Source organism: Amycolatopsis thailandensis (genome assembly GCF_042723255.1).
In the GTDB taxonomy this organism is placed as follows: domain Bacteria; phylum Actinomycetota; class Actinomycetes; order Mycobacteriales; family Pseudonocardiaceae; genus Amycolatopsis; species Amycolatopsis thailandensis.
Map to the genome: position 1 here is coordinate 1 of NZ_JBHXJK010000153.1, position 18,289 is coordinate 18,289.

An 18,289-nucleotide genomic window follows, 5' to 3' on the forward strand; every position below is an offset into this window, starting at 1 on the left:
GTACATGAAGGCCCCCTTCCTTGCGCCTGGCGCAAGGAAGGGGGCCTTCATGTACCGCAGGTGGGCAAGTACCGGCTCGGCCCGCCTGGGTCGTGAGTGGCGATTCGGGTTAGGGCCAACCGTGTCTCAGGTACCTACGGTCGGGCGATTTAGCGTGACCGGTGGGACGGCACGCGTGATTGAACGGACGACACGCGTGATCAGACGGACGACACGCGAGGGACTCGGCCGTCGCCGAGTGTCGTCCGCCTGATCACACGTGTCGTCCGTCTGATCACGCGTGCCGTCCACTCGGTCACGCGAAAGTACCGGCCCGCCTGGGTCTGTCAGGGCCAGGCAAGGCCAAGCGGCCTCCGGGATACTTGTCGACATGACCGAGACGGCCGAACTGGGCGACTTCCTCAAGGCACGCAGGGCCGCGCTGGACCCGGCCGACCTCGGCCTCCCGACGGGGTTCAACCAGCGCCGGGTCGCCGGGCTGCGGCGTGAGGAGCTCGCGCAGCTGGCCGGGATCAGCGTCGACTACTACACGCGGCTGGAGCAGGGCCGAGCGCGCAACGTGTCCGACTCCGTCCTCGAATCGCTGAGCCGGGCGCTGCGCCTGCACCGCGACGAGGAGACCTACCTGCGCAATCTGGCCGCGCCGAAACGCAAACGCGTCGCGCGGCCGCGGGTGCAGCGGATCCGCCCGGAACTCCAGCTGATGCTGAACGCGATCCAGTCCCCGGCGTTCGTCTTCGGCCGTTACCTGGACGTGCTGGCCTGGAACCCGCTCGGCGGCGCGCTGTCCTTCGACTTCGGCGCCACGCCGCCCGGCGAGCGCAACATCCCGAAGCTGTTCTTCCTCGACGAGTACGCCCGCGAGATGCACCCGGAGTGGGCGACAGTGGCGAAGGAGGTCGTGGCGAACCTTCGCTCCGAGAGCGGGAAGTATCCGGACGACCCGTATCTCGCCCAGCTCGTCGGCGAGCTCTCCCTCGGCAGCGAGGAGTTCCGGAAGCTGTGGGCGAAGCACACCGTGCGCGAGAAGGCGCACTCGTGGAAGGTGATGATCAACCCGATCGTGGGCGAGCTCCGGCTGCGCTACGAGACGTTGCGGCTGCCCGACGATCCGGACCTGGCCCTGGTGATCTACACCGCCGAACCCGGCTCCGACAGCGAGCGGGCGCTCGGCCTGCTCGCCAGCTGGGTCGCCGATCCCGCGCACGCCTGAACCCGCTCGGCGGGAAACTGTCGGTCCCCGGGTTCATGATGGACCCATGTTGTTCACCGCGGTGGTGACCGCGTCGGCCGAACTGGCCGCCACGAGGTCCAGGAAGGCGAAGATCGCCACCCTGGCCGCACTGCTGCGCGCCGCGGGCGAACCGGAGCTCCCCGCGGTCATCGCGTTCCTCACCGGGCAGCCGACACAGGGCCGCATCGGCACCGGATGGCGGACGCTGGCCGAACTGAACGCGGCTCCGGCCGCCGAGCCGTCGTCGACAGTGGCCGAGGTCGACACGGCGCTCGGCACGGTGGGGGCGGCGTCCGGTTCGGGGTCGGTGAAGCTGCGCGCGGACACGTTGCGGGCGCTGTTCAGCAGGTTGACGAAGGACGAGCAGGAGTTCCTGTTCCGGCTGCTCACCGGCGAGCTGCGGCAGGGCGCGCTCGAAGGGATCATGGTGGACGCCATCGCGGCGGCGTCCGAGATCCCGGGCGAGGAGGTCCGGCGGGCGTTCATGTTGTCCGGGCAGCTGCCGGTGACGGGTCTCGCGGCGATGACCGGCGGCCGGGAGCGGCTGGCCGAGTTCAAACTGGCACTGGGCAGGCCGATCCGGCCGATGCTGGCGTCCCCGGCGGAGTCGCTGGAAGAGGCGGTCACCGAGCACGCCGAGGCGCTGGTCGAGTACAAAATGGACGGTGCGCGGATCCAGGTCCACCGCGACGGTGACGAGGTGCACGTCTACACGCGGACACTGCGGGAGATCACCGGCAGCGTCGGCGAGCTGGTGGAGCTCGTGCGCTCGCTGCCGTGCACGTCGGTGGTGCTCGACGGCGAGACGCTGGCGCTGACCGACGACGGCAGGCCGAGGCCGTTCCAGGAAACGATGAGCCGGTTCGGCAGCACGCGCGAGGAGCAGGTCAAGGCGTTGCTGCTGCGGCCGTACTTCTTCGATTGCCTGCACCTCGACGGCGCGGATCTGCTGGACGCGCCGTTGTCCGAGCGGAACGCCGCGCTGCGGAAGGTCGCCGGAGAGCACGTCATCCCCGGCGAGGTCGCGCCGGCGTCCGCCGCCGAAGTGCTGGAAGCGGCGATGTCCGCCGGGCACGAGGGCGTGATGGTCAAGGACCTCGCGTCGCCGTACGCGGCGGGCCGTCGCGGGCGCGCGTGGCTCAAGGTGAAACCGGTGCACACGATCGACCTGGTCGTGCTCGCCGCGGAATGGGGGCACGGCAGGCGCACCGGCACGCTGTCGAACCTGCATCTCGGCGCGCGGGACCCCGAAGGCGGGCCACCGATCATGGTCGGCAAGACGTTCAAGGGCATGACGGACGAGTTGCTGTCCTGGCAGACGAAGACGTTCCAGGAGATCGAGACGCACCGCACGGACTGGGCGGTGCACGTACGCCCGGAGATCGTCGTCGAGATCGAACTCGACGGGGCCCAGGTGAGCACCCGGTATCCGGGCGGGCTGGCGCTGCGCTTCGCGCGGGTCGTGCGGTACCGGCCGGACAAGGAAGCCGCGGACGCCGACACCATCGACACCGTCCGCGGCCTCCTCAAGCCCTAACGCAGTTCGTCCTCTGAACGCGGTCCTTGCGCGTGCAACGACCGCATCCAGAGGACGAAACGCGTCAGTAGCAGCGGTCCGAAGAGATCTTGTACGTGTAGTTGTTCGAGAGGTTGGAGGTCACCTCGAAGCGGATCTTGTGACCCACCGGCGGCTCCCCGAGCACGCCGTGTTTCACCGTGTGCTCCTTGCCGGGCGCGATGGCCCCGCTCCAGAGACCTTTGTCGAAGGTGTCGTCGATGATCTGGACGAGCATTCCCCGGTAGTCGTGGTTGTGCACGGTGATGTCGATGCTCTGCCCCGCGCTCACCTCGACGACCTTGGTCGACGCGCCCATCAGCGGTCCGCCCTCGCAGACCTTCGACGCCGCCGAAGCGGACGGTGCCATCAGCAGGGTGCCGGCCAGCGCGACCGGGACGACGGCGAGCAGCTTCTTGTTCATCGGTTCCCCACAACGGTCTTGACGACATTGGACTGGACGGCCAGGTCGAGGCCGATCTTCATGTTTCCCCCGCAATAGGCCTTCTCGCCGTTCTTGAAATGCACCGTCAGATCCCCGGCGCATTCGAAGACCTTGACGTCCCAGGTGCGAGTGCCCGGCTTCAGGCAGATCGCGTCCTTCCCGGCCCGGCGCATCCAGCCGTGATAGCCGGATTCGCAGGTGATGATCGGATCACTGCCCGAAGCGGGCGCCGGAGCCGCCTGCGCGGCGGTGACCGGCAGGAGTGCCACGGTGAGCGTGGCCCCGGCCAGTGCGGCGACCTTGACGTACGGACGCATGGATTCCCTTTCCGAGATTGATGTGAGAGTGTTTCGGAAAATCCCCATCCGGAATTCCCGGACGCCGATGACGCTAAAGGCGACGGCGACCACTCGGAAAGCGATTCACGGCCACGCAATGGCCATGGCCGGGGAAACAATGTCCACGCAGGTCAGCGCTTTGGCCACCGGCCCCGAAGGTCAAATGACGCGGACCGAGAAGAACACCGCGCGGGTGTTCGGCAGCAGGATGTGGCCCTGTTCGTCGGCCATCTTCCAGTACACCTGGCAATGCCCGGGACGGTCGGGCGCGTGGACCTCGACCGAGACTCGCACATGTTCACCGGGCGCGGTCTGCGGAACGGGAACGCGTTCCGCAGTGCCGCATTCGCCCGGATTCCCGAACGAGCCGGCGCGCACCAGATAGCGACCGACCCATCCGACCGATCCCGCGTTCCGGAACTCCCACGTCTTCACGAAGGTCGATCCGGCCGCGACCTCACTGCCGTCGGGCACGGTCACGTCGGAGACGAATTCCGACGCGTCGCCCGCCGGAGCGGCGGGCTCGGAGCCGAACGGAGCGGTGAACACGAACACCAGCGCCGCGACGAGCACGAGGGCGACGGCCCCGGCGAGGACGAACGCCGTCCGCCGCGAGCGTTCCGGAGCCGGTTCGGGCGGCGCGTCGGCGGTCAACGCGTCCCGCGCGCGCTCCCATTCACCACGCCATTCGTGGCGGACCTCGTCCTCGTCACCGCCGAGCACCCCGGTGGCCAGCACACGGACGAACTCCCAGGCCGTCTCCCAGCTGGGCAGGCGCTCTCCGCGGGCGGCGGCCGAAAGCGCCGATTTGGAGGCGAGCGCGCCGTATTCGTCGCGCATCCGGTCGTACGACGGGTCACCGGCGGCGCGTTTCAGCTCCCACAGCCGTCGCGCGAACCCGGCGACGGGCCCGCTGTCCTCCACCGGCCCCCGCGCGACCCGCCCGCGGCGTCCGGGCCTCCGCTCGACGTCCATCGCTTCCCACGATATGACCCGCCTGCCGGGAAGGCCCGGCGGCGTCCCGCCCCCGATCGAGTGGCGGCGCACGGTGGTGACGGGACGTCGCGGCATGATCACCCATAAAGTAGGCGGAATGCAGGCTTCCAAGATCGCGCGCGCCTGGTTCGGCGCGACCGCGCTGGTGGTGATCGCCGGTCTGGCCGCCCAGATCCCGGTTTCGGCGGGCACCGAAGGCGGCACCTTCCACACCCCGGCCGGGCGGGTGGCCAACCTGCTGGCCTTCTTCACCATCGACTCGAACATCCTGGTCGGCATCGGCGGCCTGCTGCTCGCGCTCGGTGTCGCCGGCCGGTCGACCGTCTTCGGCGTGCTGCGGCTCACCGGCCTCGTCGGCATCATCGTGACCGGCGTCGTCTTCCAGGTCGCCCTCGCCGACCTCTACGAGCTGCACGGCTGGGCCCTGTTCGCCGACACGATGCTGCACAAGGTCTCACCGCTGATGTGCGTCGCGGGCTGGCTGCTGTTCGGGCCGCGCGGGCAGCTGTCGTGGCGGGTCCTGTGGTGGTCGCTGCTGTACCCGCTGGCCTGGCTCGCGGTCACGCTGGTGCGCGGCGCGATCATCGGGTTCTACCCGTACCCGTTCGTCGACCCTGGCATCAACGGCTACGGCGGCGTCGCGTTCAACTGCGTGCTGATCGGCTTGCTGTTCATCGGCCTCGCGGCGGCCGCGGTCGGCTTCGACCGCACCTTCGGCCGCCGCGATGACACCGACGACTACTTAGCCCCGGACCCGGCGGAAAGCGTTGAGCGGATCCGCGACACCGGCGCGTACTAACGTCCGCACCGCGCCGAGCCGCGGGTCCACCGGTTTCCCGGCGGCCACGCGGTGCATCTGCTGGGTGTGCCACTGGATTTCGAGCAGGCTGTCGGCCAGCCGGATCCCGGTCTTCGGGGCCGTGCGCCGCGCGCGGACGTCCTCGCCGTCCAGCAGACGGCCGGGCAAGCCCGGGTCGACGACCAGCGGCCTGCCGAGACCGATGACGTCCAGCGCGCCGGAACGCAGCGCGTCCGCCATTCCTTCCGGGCTGGTGAAGCCACCCGTGACCATCAGCGCGACGTCGGTGACCTGCCGCGCCTTCGCGGCGTAGTCGAGGAAGTAGGCCTCGCGGCTGGCAGTGCTGGTCTTGCTCGCCTTCGCGGAGCCCATCATGGCGGCCTTCTCGTAGGTGCCGCCAGAGACTTCCAGCAGGTCGATGCCCGCTTCGCCCAGCTCGCGGACGACTTCGAGCGATTCCTCCTCACCGAACCCGCCGCGCTGGAAGTCCGCGCTGTTGAGCTTGACCGCGATCGGCACGCTGTCGCCGACCTCCGCGCGCACCCGGGCGACGACTTCGAGCAGGAAGCGGCGCCGCCGGAGAGCGTCGCCGCCCCAGCCGTCGGTGCGCTGGTTGGTCAGCGGCGAAAGGAACTGCGAGACGAGGTAGCCGTGCGCGCCATGGATCTGGACACCGGCGAACCCGGCGTCGACGACGGTCCGCGCGGCCACGCCGAAGCGGTCGACGATCGTTTCGATCTCGTCGACGGTCAGCGCCCGGGGCGTCGCGAACACCGAGCGGATGCCGCGGTCGCCGAACGGCACCGCCGACGGCGCGACCGGCTGACGGGACAGGAAGCGCGGGCTCTGGCGGCCGGGGTGATTGAGCTGGACCCACAGCCGGGTCTCGGTCCCGTCCGCCGAACGGGCCCACGGCTTGAACTCGGTCGCGTCCGGTTCCCGGGGCACCGCCACGTTGCGCGGTTCGCCGAGCGCCGTCGGGTCGACCATGACGTTTCCGGTGATCAGCGTCCCGGCGCCGCCCCAGGACCACGTCCGGTACAGCTCGGTCAGTTCGGCGGTCGGCCGGTTGCGCCGGTCCCCGAGCTGCTCGCTCAGCGCGGCCTTGGCCAGCCGGTTAGGCAGGGTCGCGCCGCACCGCAGTTTCAGCGGTTCGGCCAGCAGTTCCTTGGGCTCGCTCATCCGCGCTTCCTCCGCCGTTACCTACCGATCAGTATCCCTACTCGAAGTAACATACTCGCGGTATGTCGAGTACTCAAGGTGTGGCGATGCCGAAGGGGTTGTCGATCACGTAGCGCCAGAGCCCGTCCTCGCCGCGTCGCGCGACGTCGGTGGCCGTCGCCGCGAGATGGCCCTCGATGACCCAATCGACGACCAGCAACACCAGGTCACCGGCCACCCGCACCTGGCGCGGCGTGACCTCGATGGGCTTCCCGAGCCCGAGGATCCTGCCGTTCGCGGACCGGCGTTCCGCACCGCTCACCTGCACGCCGTCCCGGCGGACGAACACGGCGTCCGGTTCGTAGACGGTGTCGAGGATTTCGGCGGATCCGGTGTTGAAGGCGGCCTGGAAGACGAAGGGATGCTCGGCGGGGTCCGCCGTCAAAGGCACACTGGAGTGATGCGTCATGCGGACAGCGAAACCGACCGCGAAGCAGGTCACCAAACGGAAACCTTCGACGGCGAACTCGTCCCGGACGCCCGCGGCCGCACCCGGCGGCCGGAGCCGGACTGCCCCGTCGAGGTCGCGCTCGCCGCGATCTCGGGCCGCTGGACGACGCTGGTGCTCCGCGAACTGATGGGCGGGGCCCGCTCCTTCAGCGACCTTCGCACGGCGTTGCCCGACGTGTCGGCGAAGGTGCTGACAGAACGCCTCGGCGACCTGATCTCGCGACGTCTCGCCGTCCGCGAGGAACTACCGGGCTTCCCGAGCCGGACCAGCTACCGGCTCACCGCGGCGGGCCACGAACTGCGGCCGCTGCTGATCGAGCTGTACCGCTCGGGCTCGGCCCTATTGGCCCTTTAGGCGGGGCGCGACCGGCTCGACCCGCACCCGCACCTTCACCTCGTCGGCCATCTCCCGCGCCCAGGCCTGCAATCCCGGGATGTCGATCCCGTGCGGCCGGGCCTCGCGGAACGGCTCGATGTTGCCCGCGCCGCGCTCCAGCAGGGACGCCGCGCCGTTCCCGTTCCCCCTGGCCGCGTGGGTCAGGCCCACGGCGAGCTGCGCGAGGCCGCGCCACAGCTCGCGCTCGGCCCCGTCGGCCGCCTTCCACGCGTCCTCGAACACCTCGTGCGCGTGGAACGGGCGCCCCGCGTCGAGCAGGCGCTGAGCCTCGGCGATGGTGGCCTCGGGGCTGCGTTCGATGCCCTCGGGCTGCCGCTCGACCCCGTCGGCGCCATACGGGAGCGGCCTGCCGAGACCGTCCCGCGGGCGGGCGTTGCGGGCTCGTCCGGCTTCGTCACGGTCCCGGTCGGTCATGCCGACATTGTCCCACGCGGGTATCCTGGGGACTCGTGCGCTTTCTCGACGGGCACCGGCCCGCTCACGACCTGACCTACGACGACGTGTTCCTGTTGCCGAACCGTTCGGACGTGGAGTCCCGCTTCGACGTCGACCTGTCCACTGTGGACGGCACCGGCGCGACCATCCCGATCGTGGTGGCCAACATGACGGCCGTCGCGGGCCGCCGGATGGCCGAGACGGTCGCCCGGCGCGGCGGCCTCGTCGTCCTGCCGCAGGACGTCGACACGGCCGCGGTCGCCGAAATCGTCACCTGGGTCAAGAGCCGTCACACCGTGTGGGACACCCCGCTCGTGCTGACCGGCGGGGACGCGGTGGCCGACGCGCTCAACCTGGTCGGCAAACGCGCCCACGGCGCCGTCGTCGTGGTGGACGAGGACGGTAAGCCGGTCGGCGTCGTCGACGAAGCGGCCTGCGCCGGCGTAGACCGCTTCGCGAGGCTCGGCGACGTCGCGGAGCCCGCCGTAGTCACCGTTCCCCTGAACACCCCGCCGCGCGAGGTTTTCGAGCGTCTGCACGACCACGGTGGCCGTCTCGCGCTCGGCATCGACGAGAACGGCAGGCTCGCGGGCGTCCTGACCGAGATCTCGGCGCTGCGCGCGGAGATCTACACCCCGGCCGTCGACGACGGCGGGAAGCTGCGGGTCGCCGCCGCGATCGGCGTGAACGGCGACGTCGCGGCGAAGGCCGAGGCCGTGCTCGCGGCGGGCGTCGACGTGCTGGTCGTCGACACCGCGCACGGTCACCAGGAGAAGATGATCTCCGCGCTCAAGGCCGTCCGGTCGGTCAGCCCGCGCGTTCCGGTGGTCGCCGGGAACGTGGTGACCGCGGAGGGCACGCGCGACCTGATCCACGCGGGCGCGGACGTCGTCAAGGTCGGCGTCGGCCCCGGCGCCATGTGCACGACGCGGATGATGACCGGCGTCGGCCGCCCGCAGTTCTCCGCCGTCGCCGAATGCGCCGCCGCGGCCCGTGAACTGGGCAAGCACGTCTGGGCGGACGGCGGCGTGCGGCATCCGCGCGACGTCGCGCTCGCGCTGGCCGCCGGCGCGTCCGCGGCGATGGTCGGCTCGTGGTTCGCCGGCACCCACGAATCCCCCGGCGACCTGCGATACGACGAGCAGGGCAGGCCGTACAAGGAGTCGTTCGGCATGGCGTCGAAGCGCGCCGTCGGCGCGCGCACGCGCACGGACAACGTGTTCGAAAGGGCCAAGAAGGGACTGTTCGAAGAGGGCATTTCGGCGTCGCGGATGGCACTGGACCCGGCTCGCCCCGGCGTCGAAGACCTGCTCGACTCCATCGGTTCCGGCGTCCGGTCCGCTTGCACGTACGCGGGCGCGCGGACGCTGGAGGAGTTCCACGAGCGCGCGCTGCTCGGCATCCAGTCCGCCGCGGGCTTCGCGGAAGGGCGCCCGCTGCCGTCGGGCTGGTGAGCCGAAGCACCTGAAGCACTAAGGTGCACCGGGTGAGACGCCTCAGACGGATCGTGGCGGCGGCGACGGACCGCCGCCACGCGGAAAACGGGGAAATCGCCGAGCTGCGCTCCGCGCTCGCGGACCAGGCCGCGGAAATCGAGCGCCTGCGCGCGGTGTTGGAGCACCACACCGCCTGGCTCGAAGATCACGGTGGTGCGCTGCGGGACGGCGACGCCCGCACCACCACCGTCGAGGCCAAGCAGGAAGCCCTCGGCTCGCGGCAGGAAGCGCTCGACGGCTGGCTGGAAAGCCATGACACCGCCTTCGAAGGCCTTCACCTCCGGACGGGTCAGCTCGAAGCCGCCCGCGCCGTCCAGACCTTCACCCAGTGGCTCGAACCGCTGGAACTCGCCGCCGCACCGAAGATCTCGGTGGTACTGCCGACCCACGACCGCGCCGCGCTGCTGCCCCGCGCGATCGCGTCGATCCGGGCGCAACGATACGGGAACTGGGAACTGATCGTCGTCGACGACGCCAGCTCGGACTCCACGCCCAAGATTCTCGCGGCCCTCGACGATCCGCGGATCCGCACGATCCGCGTGGCGCACAACAGGGTCAGCGCCGCGCGCAACGCGGCCCTCGCCGAAGCGACCGGCGACGTCGTCGCCTACCTCGACGACGACAACACCATGCATCCCTTGTGGCTCAAGGCTTTGGCGTGGGCGTTCGGTGAGCACCCGGAGATCACCGCCGCGTACGGCGGATACGTCATCGACGACGTCGAAGGACTGCCGCGCCTGTTGCTCAAGCCGTACAGCCGCGAAGCCCTGCTCAAGGAGAACCTCGCCGACACCGGCGCCGTCGCGCACCGCGCCGGACTCGAAGAAGCCCGCTTCGACGAGTCACTGGTCGAAATGGACGACTGGGATCTCCTGCTGAGCCTCACCGCCGAACGCGACCCGCTCGTCGTCCCGGCGATCTCCTGTTTCTACTCCACGGCGGCGCCGAACCGCCTTTCCCACGGTCCTACCTACGACGCCGATTTCGCCGCGGTGCGAAGGAAGCACGGGGAGTCCCCTTAGGACTGTCCCAAGAGGACTCCCCGACCGGCTATCCGTGGTCCTCCAGCATCTCGGTGACGAGCGCCGCGATCGGCGAGCGCTCGGACCGGGTCAGCGTGACATGCGCGAACAGCGGGTGACCCTTGAGCTTCTCGATCACCGCCGAAACACCGTCGTGCCGCCCCACCCGCAGGTTGTCGCGCTGCGCGACGTCATGCGTGAGCACGACCCGCGAGGCCGTGCCGAGCCGCGAGAGCACGGTCAGGAGCACGTTGCGCTCCAAGGACTGCGCCTCGTCGACGATGACGAACGTGTCGTGCAGCGACCGGCCGCGGATGTGGGTCAGCGGCAGCACCTCGAGCATGCCGCGGTCGAAGACCTCGTCGAGGACGTCCTGGCTGACCAGCCCGCCGAGGGTGTCGAACACCGCCTGGGCCCACGGCTGCATTTTCTCGCTTTCGGAACCGGGCAGGTAACCCAGTTCCTGGCCGCCGACCGCGTACACCGGCCGGAAGACCACGACCTTGCGGTGCTGGCGGCGTTCCATCACCGATTCCAGCCCCGCGCAGAGCGCGAGCGCCGATTTGCCGGTTCCGGCGCGGCCGCCCAGCGAGACGATGCCGACGTCGGAGTCCAGCAGGAGATCCAGCGCCACCCGCTGCTCGGCCGACCGGCCGTGCAGGCCGAACGCCTCCTTGTCACCCCGCACGAGGCGGATCCGCTTGTCCGCGGTGACCCGGCCCAACGCGCTGGAGCTGCCCGCGAGCAGCCTCAGCCCGGTGTGACAGGGCAGTTCACCCACCTCGGGCATCCCGAACTCGGCGGGATCCACCGAAGACCCGCTGAACAGCGCGTCGATCAGCGTCTGCGGGACGTCCACGTCCGCCATCCCCGTCCAGCCCGAAGGCGTCACCTCCTGCGCGCGGTACTCGTCGGCTTCCAAGCCGACGGCGCCCGCTTTGACCCGCAGGGGGATGTCCTTCGTCACCAGCGTGACCGACGCGCGTTCCGCCGCCAGGTTGAGCGCACAGGCGAGGATGCGGTGGTCGTTGGAGTCGGTGCGGAAGCCGACCGGGAGCACCGTGGGATCGGAGTGGTTCAACTCCACCTGCAGGGTGCCGCCGTGCTCACCGATCGGGATCGGCGCGTCGAGCCTGCCGTGCTGACGACGCAGGTCGTCGAGCATGCGAAGCGCTTCGCGCGCGAACCACCCCAGCTCGGGGTGGTGACGTTTCGCCTCCAGTTCACTGATGACGACCAGCGGGAGCACGACCGCGTGTTCGGCGAAACGAGTCACCGACCAGGGGTCAGAGAGCAGGACCGACGTGTCGAGCACGTAAGTGGACCGCTGGGATTCGGGCGAGATCGAGGCTTTCTCCGGGCCAGGGGCACCGGTCGAAGAACGGCCAGAGGCCTTGCGGGGTGAACGCTGCGCAGTCACGACGGCATCTCCCTCGTGGGCGTGGCACCACGCCCGCACTCGCTGGGCCGGGCACCTCCCTGGCTAACCGCTCCTTCTGACGCTCACCGCGTCAGTCGGCACGGCCGCGAGGGCCGGGTGCCGGCCCCCTCGTGCATCCACTGGGCGGCTGTGCCGCCCTGTCGACAACCGCCACGACCAGGGCCTCCCGCGAGAGTCCGCATGGGACGCGACCTCTCACTTTCGGAAGGTACCTGCGTCCGGCCGATCGCGCAGGCAGCCACCACGGTGATTCGCCAAACCGTCATCTCACTGTCGGTCGCGCGACATCGACACTTGGTCACCGTCACCCCGCGTAGTGACGATCACCATTCAGGGACGCTCGTCGACGTGACACGGATGGATTAACGCGACAGAGGGCGTTCACCTGATGGAAGCGAAGGTTCTACCACGCTTGGTAGCGGGTCGCATTTTGTGCCCGAGACAGAGAACCGGACCGAGTGAAATGAACCTTTTTCGGCTCACACAATGGGATTACCAGACGGTCACAGAGCTTGAATAGCGAGTAATTTTCTCACTGCGGGACACCCCCACCGGAATCGGTGCCCCCGACCCCCTGAATATCTCTACCTAGGAGTGCGAAGTGCTGAAGAAGGCTGGTTTCGTTTCCGCCGTCGCCGCGGGCATCATGATGGTCGGCGGGACCGCGTTCGCCGCCACCGGCGACACCACCGGCACCCCGGACCCGACGTTCGGCGACGCCTACAACACGTTCATCGAGGGCGGTGGCGCGCTGGGTTACGGCGCTGCCTCGCTGGTCGCCGGTGCCTACACGGGTGTCGTCCTGACCCCGTCGCTGCTGGCCCACTCGCTGGAGCACCACCACCACTGATCTTCAGTGTGGACGTCGAAGGCCCCGGAGTGCACGCCGGGGCCTTCGTCATGTCACCGGTCAGGAACCGAAGCGCCGGTGCCGCCACGCGTAATCGCGCATCGCCCGGAGAAAATCGACCCGGCGGAATGCGGGCCAATAAGCTTCGGTGAACCAGAATTCCGAATGCGCCGATTGCCAGAGCAGAAATCCGGAAAGCCGCTGCTCACCCGAGGTGCGGATAATCAGATCCGGATCCGGCTGGCCCGAGGTGTACATGTGTTCGGAGATGTGGTCGACGTCCAGGATCTTCGCGAGCTCGCGGATCGAGGTGCCCTCGTCGGCGTGCTGGAGCAGGAGCTTGCGGACCGCGTCGGCGATCTCCTGACGCCCTCCGTAACCGACCGCGACGTTGACCTCCATCCCGGAGCGCCCCTCGGTGCGCTCCGCGGCCGCGCTGAGGGCCTTCGCGACCTCCGGCGGCAGCAGGTCAAGGGCTCCCACGATGCGGAGCCGCCAGGGCGTGTGCGGCGCGGCGAGCTCGTCGGTGACGTCGGTGATGATCTTCAGCAGCGGGCTCAGTTCCTCGGCCGCGCGGCCGAGGTTGTCGGTCGAGAGCAGCCACATGGTGACGACCTCGACGTCTGCCTCGTTGCACCAGCTCAGGAAGTCCGCGATCTTCTTGGCGCCGGCGCGATGGCCGTCGGCGACGTCGGTGAAGCCCGCTTCGCGCGCCCAGCGGCGGTTCCCGTCCAGCATGATGGCGATATGGCGTGGATGGCGCCCCTTGGCCTGCTGGATCAGGCGCCTGCCGTAGGCGCTGTACACGACGTCTGACAAGAAGGACCGAAGACTCACGCCAGTGGAGACTAGTCACCCCGCGAGCCCCAGTGGGACGCGCCACGGACACTGGTAAAAAACCTACGGTGCCGTAACCTGGCTGAGTGAGCGTAGAGACCGAACCCCAGCCGTCCGGCCCCACGCCCTTGGTGGACACGCGTCCTCGCCTTCGGGGCCACCTCCACTTCTGGTCCTTCTTCGGCGCCGTCGCCGGAGCCGCGGCCCTCATCAGTCTCGCGGCGTCCACTGTGTCGCCTATAGCCGCTTTGTCCACTTCGGTCTACGGCCTGACCGTGCTCGGCGTCTTCGGCGTCAGCGCGCTCTATCACCGTCGCTTGTGGAGCCCACGAGCATACGAATGGATGAAGCGCGCCGACCATTCGATGATCTTCCTGTTCATCGCCGGCACTTACACGCCGTTCACCCTTCTGGCGATGTCCCAGCCGACCGGGTACATCGTGCTGGCCATCGTCTGGGGCGGCGCGATCGGCGGCGTCACCCTGAAGATGCTGTGGCCGAACGCGCCACGCTGGCTGGGCGTGCCGATCTACATCGCACTGGGCTGGGTCGCCGTGTTCGTCCTGCCCGAACTGGGCGCGCACGCCGGCATCGCGGCGCTCGTCCTGCTCTGCGTCGGCGGGCTGTTCTACACGCTGGGCGCGGTGTTCTACGCCGTCAAGTGGCCGAACCACTTCCCGGAGACCTTCGGGTACCACGAGTACTTCCACGCCTGCACGGTGCTGGCCGCTGTCTCGCACTACATCGCGATCTGGCTGGCGATGTACGCCTAGCCGCGTCGGCTCAAGTACATGAAGGCCCCCTTCCTTGCGCTAGGCGCAGTGAAGGGGGCCTTCATGTACTTCGGCGAGATAAGAGCGCCGACACCACGGTGAGCTGGACGGACACACGCGTGTTCCCTCTGGCACAAGAAAGTGCCTTCTTCCGCACCCCCACCGCGAGAGCCATGATCACCACCATGGCCAAGAACGTTCCGCCCCGCCCCCTCGACGACGCGGCCCTCAGCGCCTTCATCGCCGAGCACACCTTCGGCGCCCTCGCGACCCTCAAGCGCGACGGCCGCCCGCATCTCTCCACGGTCGTCTACGCCTGGGACCCCGAAGCCCGCGAGATCCGGATCAGCACGACCGAAGAGCGCCTCAAGGTCAAGCAGCTCCGCAACAACCCCACCGCTTCGCTCTACGTCTCCAGCGCCGACCACTGGAAGTTCGCGGTCGTGGAAGGAAAAACGGAACTCTCCGAAGTCACGCGAACACCCGAAGGCGAGCGAAGGCTCTTCATCACCCTCAAAGCCGAGAAACTCTATGGCACAGCGCTCGACATCGCTTAACGTACGCACCTGGAAAAGGCCAGGTGAGGAGACGTCCGATGTGGGAAAAGCGGATGGAGTGGCCGCTCAACGCGGCCGCCGTACTGTTCCTGGTCGCCTACGCCTGGCCGATCCTCCAGCCCTCGCTCGGGCACACCGGCCGGGTCTGGTGCGAGGTCGTCACCTGGCTCTCCTGGGCGGTCTTCGCCCTCGACTACGGTGTCCGCCTCAGGCACGCCGAGGACAAACGGGCGTTCTTGAAGAGCAACATCTTCGACCTGGCGATCATCGTGCTCCCGCTGATCCGGCAGTTGCGGCTGCTCCGGCTGGTCACGGTGCTCAACGTCCTCAACCGCAACGCCGGCCTGTCGCTGCGCGGCCGCGTCGTGGTCTACACGGTGGGCGCGACGGCGCTGATCGTGTTCTGTTCGGCGCTCGCCGTGCTCGACGCCGAACGCGCTCAGCCGGACGCGCCGATCACCGACTTCCCGGACGCGGTGTGGTGGTCCATCACGACGATCACCACGGTCGGCTACGGCGATCGCTATCCCGTCAGCGGCACCGGCCGCGTGGTCGCGGTCGGGCTGATGGTGGCCGGGATCGCGCTGCTCGGTGTGGTCACCGCGACCCTGGCATCCTGGCTGATCCGGCGGGTGACCGAGGCCGACGAGAACGCGCAGGCCGTCACCCGTGAGCATCTCGACGAGCTGACCCGCGAGGTCAAGGCGTTGCGGGCCGAGCTCGCCGAGCAGCGCGCCGGGGTCAGTCCTGAAGCATCGGAGCCGCTAGGTACTGCTCGGGGATAGCGAAGGCGTCGACGAGGGTCCGCGCGTGCGGGCGCAGCTCGGCGCACAACGCGTTCACCGCGGCGGTGACGGCCTTCGAGCGACCTGAGGTCAGGCGTCCGTGTTCGAGGAACCAGCCCCTGTCCGCCTCGATGTTCGCGAGCGCGTAGAGGTCGCAGACCCGCTCCAGCAGCTCTCGTGCCTCTGCGTCGGCGCAGCGCTCGATGGCACCGATGAACGCTTCGAGCACCACCCGGTCGACGTGTGCTCGCCCGGCGCGCAGCACATGGTCCTGCGCTTCGTTGAAGACGCCGAAGGGGTCCGAAGCGGCCTTACGCAGACGCTGCGCGACGCCGCCGAGTACGTGCTCTTCGCGGTCTTCGAACAGCTTCAGGTGCCACTCGCGCGAGTACAGCACGTCGCTGTCGTCGGCGTCGGTGAGCCGCTCGACGACCTTGCGCGCGGACGTCCGTTCGATCACGGCCTCGACGAACTGCTCCGCCACGAACCGCGCGGTCGCGAGCGGGCTCAAGTCCTCGAAATGGTCCTTGTAGCTGGTCAGCAGGCCCTTCGCGACCAGCTGCAGCAGCACGGTGTTGTCACCCTCGAAGGTGGTGAAGACGTCCGTGTCGGCCTTCAGTCCGGCGAGCAGGTTCTCCGACAGGTACCCGGAACCGCCGCACGCCTCACGGGCGGCCTGGATGGTCGCCGTCGCGTGCCAGGTCGACACGGCCTTGATCCCGGCCGCCCGCGATTCCAGCTCTCGCTGCTCTTCTTCCGGCGCGTCCTCGGCGATGTCGTTCAGCGTCGAGACGAGGGCTTCCTGCGCGAAGTGCAGCGCGTACGACGTGGCCAGCGCGGGCAGCAGTTTCCGCTGGTGCGCGCGGTAGTCGAGGATCACGACCTCGTCGCCGTCGGGCCGAGCGAACTGACGGCGACGCTCGCCGTACCGGACGGCCAGCGCCAGCGCGCGTTTCGTCGCGCTGCCGGCACTGCCCGCGACGCTGACCCGGCCGCGGATGAGCGTGCCGAGCATCGTGAAGAACCGGCGGCCGTCGCTCTCGATCGGGCTCGTGTACGTCCCGTCTTCGGCGACGTCGCCGAACCGGTTGAGCAGCGCCTCGCGCGGAACCCTCACCTGGGTGAACGTGAGCCGCCCGTTGTCGACGCCGTTGAGACCCGCCTTGCGGCCGCAATCCTCGATCTCGACGCCGCTCACGTTCTCGCCGCGGATCGGCACCACGAACGCGTGCACGCCGCGCGATTCGCCGCCGGTGATCAGCTGCGCGAACACCACCGCGAGTTCACCGTCGCGGGCGGCGTTGCCGATGTACTCCTTCGTCGCGCCCCGGTCCGGCGTGTGCACGACGAACTCGTGCGTGGCCGGATCATAGGTCGCGGTGGTGCGCAGGTGCTGGACGTCCGAGCCGTGACCGTGCTCGGTCATCGCGAAACAGCCGAGCAGCTCCAGATCCTTGATCTTGCGCAGGTAACGCTCGTGATGGCGTTCGGTGCCGAGCAACTGCACCGCACCGCCGAACAGGCCCCATTGGACCCCGGCCTTGACCATCAGCGAGAGGTCGCCGAAGCCCAGCATCTCGAACGACATCACCGAGCCGCCGACGTCGCCGCCACCGCCGTGCGCCGGGTCGAAACCCAGCCCCGGACGGTCGGTTTCGGCGAGTTTGCGAAGCCATTCGAGTACTTGGGCCCGGTGCGCTTCGATGTCGAGGTCGACGGGGTCCTTGAAGTCCTCCGCCGCCATCTGCTCCCGCACCGCGCGGCGGAGTCCGGCCCACCGTCCATCGAGGACGGTGGTCAGCGCGTCCGGGTCGATCTTCGCGGGAAGTCCTGGTGCGTCCACGATTCCTCCGATGCGGTGCGGTCTGGATTCAGACTGCCGCACCGCATCGGAAGCCGCAGGACGGACCCTTGTGAGCTCGCCGACGTTTCAGGAAAGGTCCGGTCCCTGCGAGCGCAGATCGTCGACCTTGGTCATCGCCTCCCGGAGTTCGGCGAGCCAGCTGTCCGCGTGCTCGCCGACCAGCCGGACCGCCCAGGCCAGCGCCTCCGACCGCGACCGCGCGACACCGGCGTCGACGAGGGTGTCGAGGACCAGGCGTTCGGGCTGCCGCAGCCGGGTCATGACCGGCGCCGAATGGGTGGTGAACAGATGCCGCGTGCCGCCGAGGCTCGCGCCCCACGCGACCTTGCGCTGATAGCGGTGCTCGGCCTGGCGCGCGATCTCGATCCGCTCGTCGCGGGTCTCCTCGCGGAACCGGCTGATCCGGCCGTCCTCGGCCGCCGCGCGGGCGGCGTCGTCGGCGTATTCGCCGCTGAGCGGCTGGAGCTCGCCGACGATGACGATCTCTTCGCGGTCCACCGTGACCTCGGGGTCCCCGGTGAACCAGCCTTCGGGCAGCCGCCCGCCGAACCACGCCGCCGCGTCGTCCGCCGACGGGATGTCCGCCTGCTGCCAGCCGCCCCGGCCCTTCCAGCCACCGCGTCCCATATGTCTCGCCGTCCTGAAGTAGGTGTGCATGCTCGCCTCCGCGATTACATGATTACAACGCTACCGACGCTACGCGCGCTACTGCTGGCTTTCACGCGTGTTCTCCCCCGGCGAAACCGCAATGAAGGGGCCTTTCATCGCAAAATTTGCGATGAAAGGCCCCTTCA

20 protein-coding genes are annotated in these 18,289 nt (G+C 69.1%); 10 read left to right on the forward strand and 10 right to left on the reverse strand.

What is annotated here, in order from left to right; genetic code table 11:
• Positions 1–370 precede the first annotated feature (370 nt).
• A complete protein-coding gene (locus tag ACFWMR_RS36945; RefSeq protein ID WP_093936603.1) occupies positions 371–1,213 on the forward strand; it encodes a helix-turn-helix transcriptional regulator in 843 nt (280 codons plus the stop codon).
• Between the two features lie 46 nt (positions 1,214–1,259).
• The gene (locus ACFWMR_RS36950; protein WP_378381758.1) at positions 1,260–2,771 is read left to right on the forward strand and encodes an ATP-dependent DNA ligase; all 1,512 of its coding nucleotides are present in this window, start codon (positions 1,260–1,262) and stop codon (positions 2,769–2,771) included.
• Between the two features lie 64 nt (positions 2,772–2,835).
• Here ACFWMR_RS36950 and ACFWMR_RS36955 read toward each other — a convergent pair whose 3' ends face one another.
• The 3 genes from ACFWMR_RS36955 to ACFWMR_RS36965 all read right to left on the reverse strand — a co-directional run bounded on the left by ACFWMR_RS36955 (position 2,836) and on the right by ACFWMR_RS36965 (position 4,643).
• Positions 2,836–3,213, reverse strand: a complete 378-nt coding sequence (locus ACFWMR_RS36955; protein ID WP_378276816.1) for a hypothetical protein — start codon at positions 3,211–3,213, stop codon at positions 2,836–2,838.
• Positions 3,210–3,551 (reverse strand): hypothetical protein, encoded by a 342-nt coding sequence (locus ACFWMR_RS36960; protein ID WP_093936600.1) that lies wholly within the window; start codon positions 3,549–3,551, stop codon positions 3,210–3,212. Before ACFWMR_RS36960 ends, ACFWMR_RS36955 begins: the two co-directional genes overlap by 4 nt.
• A gap of 180 nt (positions 3,552–3,731) precedes the next feature.
• Positions 3,732–4,643 carry an NBR1-Ig-like domain-containing protein gene (locus ACFWMR_RS36965; protein ID WP_378381759.1) on the reverse strand — a complete coding sequence of 304 codons (912 nt, stop codon included), beginning with the start codon at positions 4,641–4,643 and terminating at the stop codon, positions 3,732–3,734.
• A 22-nt stretch (positions 4,644–4,665) separates the two neighbouring features.
• Here ACFWMR_RS36965 and ACFWMR_RS36970 point away from each other — a divergent pair, with 22 nt between their 5' ends.
• On the forward strand, positions 4,666–5,367 hold the full coding sequence (locus ACFWMR_RS36970) for a Pr6Pr family membrane protein (RefSeq protein WP_378276818.1): 702 nt from the start codon (positions 4,666–4,668) through the stop codon (positions 5,365–5,367).
• Here the strand turns inward: ACFWMR_RS36970 and ACFWMR_RS36975 are convergent.
• On the reverse strand, positions 5,311–6,549 hold the full coding sequence (locus tag ACFWMR_RS36975; protein ID WP_378381760.1) for an NADH:flavin oxidoreductase/NADH oxidase family protein: 1,239 nt from the start codon (positions 6,547–6,549) through the stop codon (positions 5,311–5,313). The genes ACFWMR_RS36970 and ACFWMR_RS36975 overlap by 57 nt on opposite strands.
• 73 nt (positions 6,550–6,622) lie before the next feature.
• On the reverse strand, positions 6,623–6,997 hold the full coding sequence (locus tag ACFWMR_RS36980; RefSeq protein ID WP_378276820.1) for a YybH family protein: 375 nt from the start codon (positions 6,995–6,997) through the stop codon (positions 6,623–6,625).
• Between ACFWMR_RS36980 and ACFWMR_RS36985 the strand changes: the two genes are divergently transcribed.
• Positions 6,989–7,393: a winged helix-turn-helix transcriptional regulator gene (locus ACFWMR_RS36985; RefSeq protein WP_378381761.1), complete on the forward strand. Its 405-nt coding sequence runs from the start codon at positions 6,989–6,991 to the stop codon at positions 7,391–7,393. The two genes, ACFWMR_RS36980 and ACFWMR_RS36985, sit on opposite strands and share 9 nt — an antisense overlap.
• Here ACFWMR_RS36985 and ACFWMR_RS36990 read toward each other — a convergent pair.
• Positions 7,379–7,849, reverse strand: a complete 471-nt coding sequence (locus ACFWMR_RS36990) for a DUF309 domain-containing protein (RefSeq protein ID WP_378276823.1) — start codon at positions 7,847–7,849, stop codon at positions 7,379–7,381. The two genes, ACFWMR_RS36985 and ACFWMR_RS36990, sit on opposite strands and share 15 nt — an antisense overlap.
• A 35-nt stretch (positions 7,850–7,884) precedes the next feature.
• Here ACFWMR_RS36990 and guaB1 point away from each other — a divergent pair, with 35 nt between their 5' ends.
• Entirely contained in the window at positions 7,885–9,324 is a 1,440-nt protein-coding gene (gene guaB1, locus ACFWMR_RS36995) for a GMP reductase (RefSeq protein WP_093936595.1), read from the forward strand.
• Positions 9,325–9,356: 32 nt separating this feature from the next.
• A complete protein-coding gene (locus tag ACFWMR_RS37000) occupies positions 9,357–10,388 on the forward strand; it encodes a glycosyltransferase family 2 protein (protein WP_378276825.1) in 1,032 nt (343 codons plus the stop codon).
• Positions 10,389–10,416: 28 nt separating this feature from the next.
• Here the strand turns inward: ACFWMR_RS37000 and ACFWMR_RS37005 are convergent, their stop codons facing one another.
• Entirely contained in the window at positions 10,417–11,703 is a 1,287-nt protein-coding gene (locus ACFWMR_RS37005) for a PhoH family protein (RefSeq protein WP_093936593.1), read from the reverse strand.
• A gap of 727 nt (positions 11,704–12,430) precedes the next feature.
• Between ACFWMR_RS37005 and ACFWMR_RS37010 the strand changes: the two genes are divergently transcribed.
• Positions 12,431–12,679: a hypothetical protein gene (locus tag ACFWMR_RS37010; RefSeq protein WP_005168170.1), complete on the forward strand. Its 249-nt coding sequence runs from the start codon at positions 12,431–12,433 to the stop codon at positions 12,677–12,679.
• A gap of 60 nt (positions 12,680–12,739) precedes the next feature.
• Here ACFWMR_RS37010 and ACFWMR_RS37015 read toward each other — a convergent pair whose 3' ends face one another.
• Positions 12,740–13,516, reverse strand: coding sequence for an isoprenyl transferase (locus tag ACFWMR_RS37015; protein ID WP_037306485.1), 777 nt, complete (start codon positions 13,514–13,516; stop codon positions 12,740–12,742).
• Between the two features lie 131 nt (positions 13,517–13,647).
• Between ACFWMR_RS37015 and trhA the strand changes: the two genes are divergently transcribed.
• The 3 genes from trhA to ACFWMR_RS37030 all read left to right on the forward strand — a co-directional run bounded on the left by trhA (position 13,648) and on the right by ACFWMR_RS37030 (position 15,631).
• Positions 13,648–14,289 carry a PAQR family membrane homeostasis protein TrhA gene (gene trhA, locus ACFWMR_RS37020; RefSeq protein ID WP_093936591.1) on the forward strand — a complete coding sequence of 214 codons (642 nt, stop codon included), beginning with the start codon at positions 13,648–13,650 and terminating at the stop codon, positions 14,287–14,289.
• 185 nt (positions 14,290–14,474) lie between these two features.
• Entirely contained in the window at positions 14,475–14,846 is a 372-nt protein-coding gene (locus ACFWMR_RS37025) for a pyridoxamine 5'-phosphate oxidase family protein (protein ID WP_378381762.1), read from the forward strand.
• Between the two features lie 38 nt (positions 14,847–14,884).
• Positions 14,885–15,631, forward strand: coding sequence for a potassium channel family protein (locus ACFWMR_RS37030; protein WP_093936588.1), 747 nt, complete (start codon positions 14,885–14,887; stop codon positions 15,629–15,631).
• On the opposite strand, the gene ACFWMR_RS37035 is transcribed toward ACFWMR_RS37030, so the two are convergent.
• Positions 15,588–17,474, reverse strand: a complete 1,887-nt coding sequence (locus tag ACFWMR_RS37035; protein ID WP_378381763.1) for an acyl-CoA dehydrogenase family protein — start codon at positions 17,472–17,474, stop codon at positions 15,588–15,590. The two genes, ACFWMR_RS37030 and ACFWMR_RS37035, sit on opposite strands and share 44 nt — an antisense overlap.
• Before the next feature lie 87 nt (positions 17,475–17,561).
• Entirely contained in the window at positions 17,562–18,122 is a 561-nt protein-coding gene (locus ACFWMR_RS37040; protein ID WP_093936586.1) for a hypothetical protein, read from the reverse strand.
• Positions 18,123–18,289 lie beyond the last annotated feature (167 nt).

Excerpts from the sequence above, each read along its gene's own strand:
- ACFWMR_RS36945 (WP_093936603.1), top strand. The coding sequence starts at position 371 with ATGACCGAGACGGCCGAACTGGGCGACTTCCTCAAGGCACGCAGGGCC.
- ACFWMR_RS37025 (WP_378381762.1), top strand. The coding sequence starts at position 14,475 with ATGGCCAAGAACGTTCCGCCCCGCCCCCTCGACGACGCGGCCCTCAGC.
- ACFWMR_RS37040 (WP_093936586.1), bottom strand. The coding sequence starts at position 18,122 with ATGGGACGCGGTGGCTGGAAGGGCCGGGGCGGCTGGCAGCAGGCGGAC.
- ACFWMR_RS36980 (WP_378276820.1), bottom strand. The coding sequence starts at position 6,997 with ATGACGCATCACTCCAGTGTGCCTTTGACGGCGGACCCCGCCGAGCAT.
- ACFWMR_RS36985 (WP_378381761.1), top strand. The coding sequence starts at position 6,989 with ATGCGTCATGCGGACAGCGAAACCGACCGCGAAGCAGGTCACCAAACG.
- ACFWMR_RS36950 (WP_378381758.1), top strand. The coding sequence starts at position 1,260 with ATGTTGTTCACCGCGGTGGTGACCGCGTCGGCCGAACTGGCCGCCACG.
- ACFWMR_RS36960 (WP_093936600.1), bottom strand. The coding sequence starts at position 3,551 with ATGCGTCCGTACGTCAAGGTCGCCGCACTGGCCGGGGCCACGCTCACC.
- ACFWMR_RS36975 (WP_378381760.1), bottom strand. The coding sequence starts at position 6,549 with ATGAGCGAGCCCAAGGAACTGCTGGCCGAACCGCTGAAACTGCGGTGC.
- ACFWMR_RS37030 (WP_093936588.1), top strand. The coding sequence starts at position 14,885 with ATGTGGGAAAAGCGGATGGAGTGGCCGCTCAACGCGGCCGCCGTACTG.
- ACFWMR_RS36965 (WP_378381759.1), bottom strand. The coding sequence starts at position 4,643 with ATGCCGCGACGTCCCGTCACCACCGTGCGCCGCCACTCGATCGGGGGC.
- ACFWMR_RS36970 (WP_378276818.1), top strand. The coding sequence starts at position 4,666 with ATGCAGGCTTCCAAGATCGCGCGCGCCTGGTTCGGCGCGACCGCGCTG.
- ACFWMR_RS36990 (WP_378276823.1), bottom strand. The coding sequence starts at position 7,849 with ATGACCGACCGGGACCGTGACGAAGCCGGACGAGCCCGCAACGCCCGC.
- ACFWMR_RS36955 (WP_378276816.1), bottom strand. The coding sequence starts at position 3,213 with ATGAACAAGAAGCTGCTCGCCGTCGTCCCGGTCGCGCTGGCCGGCACC.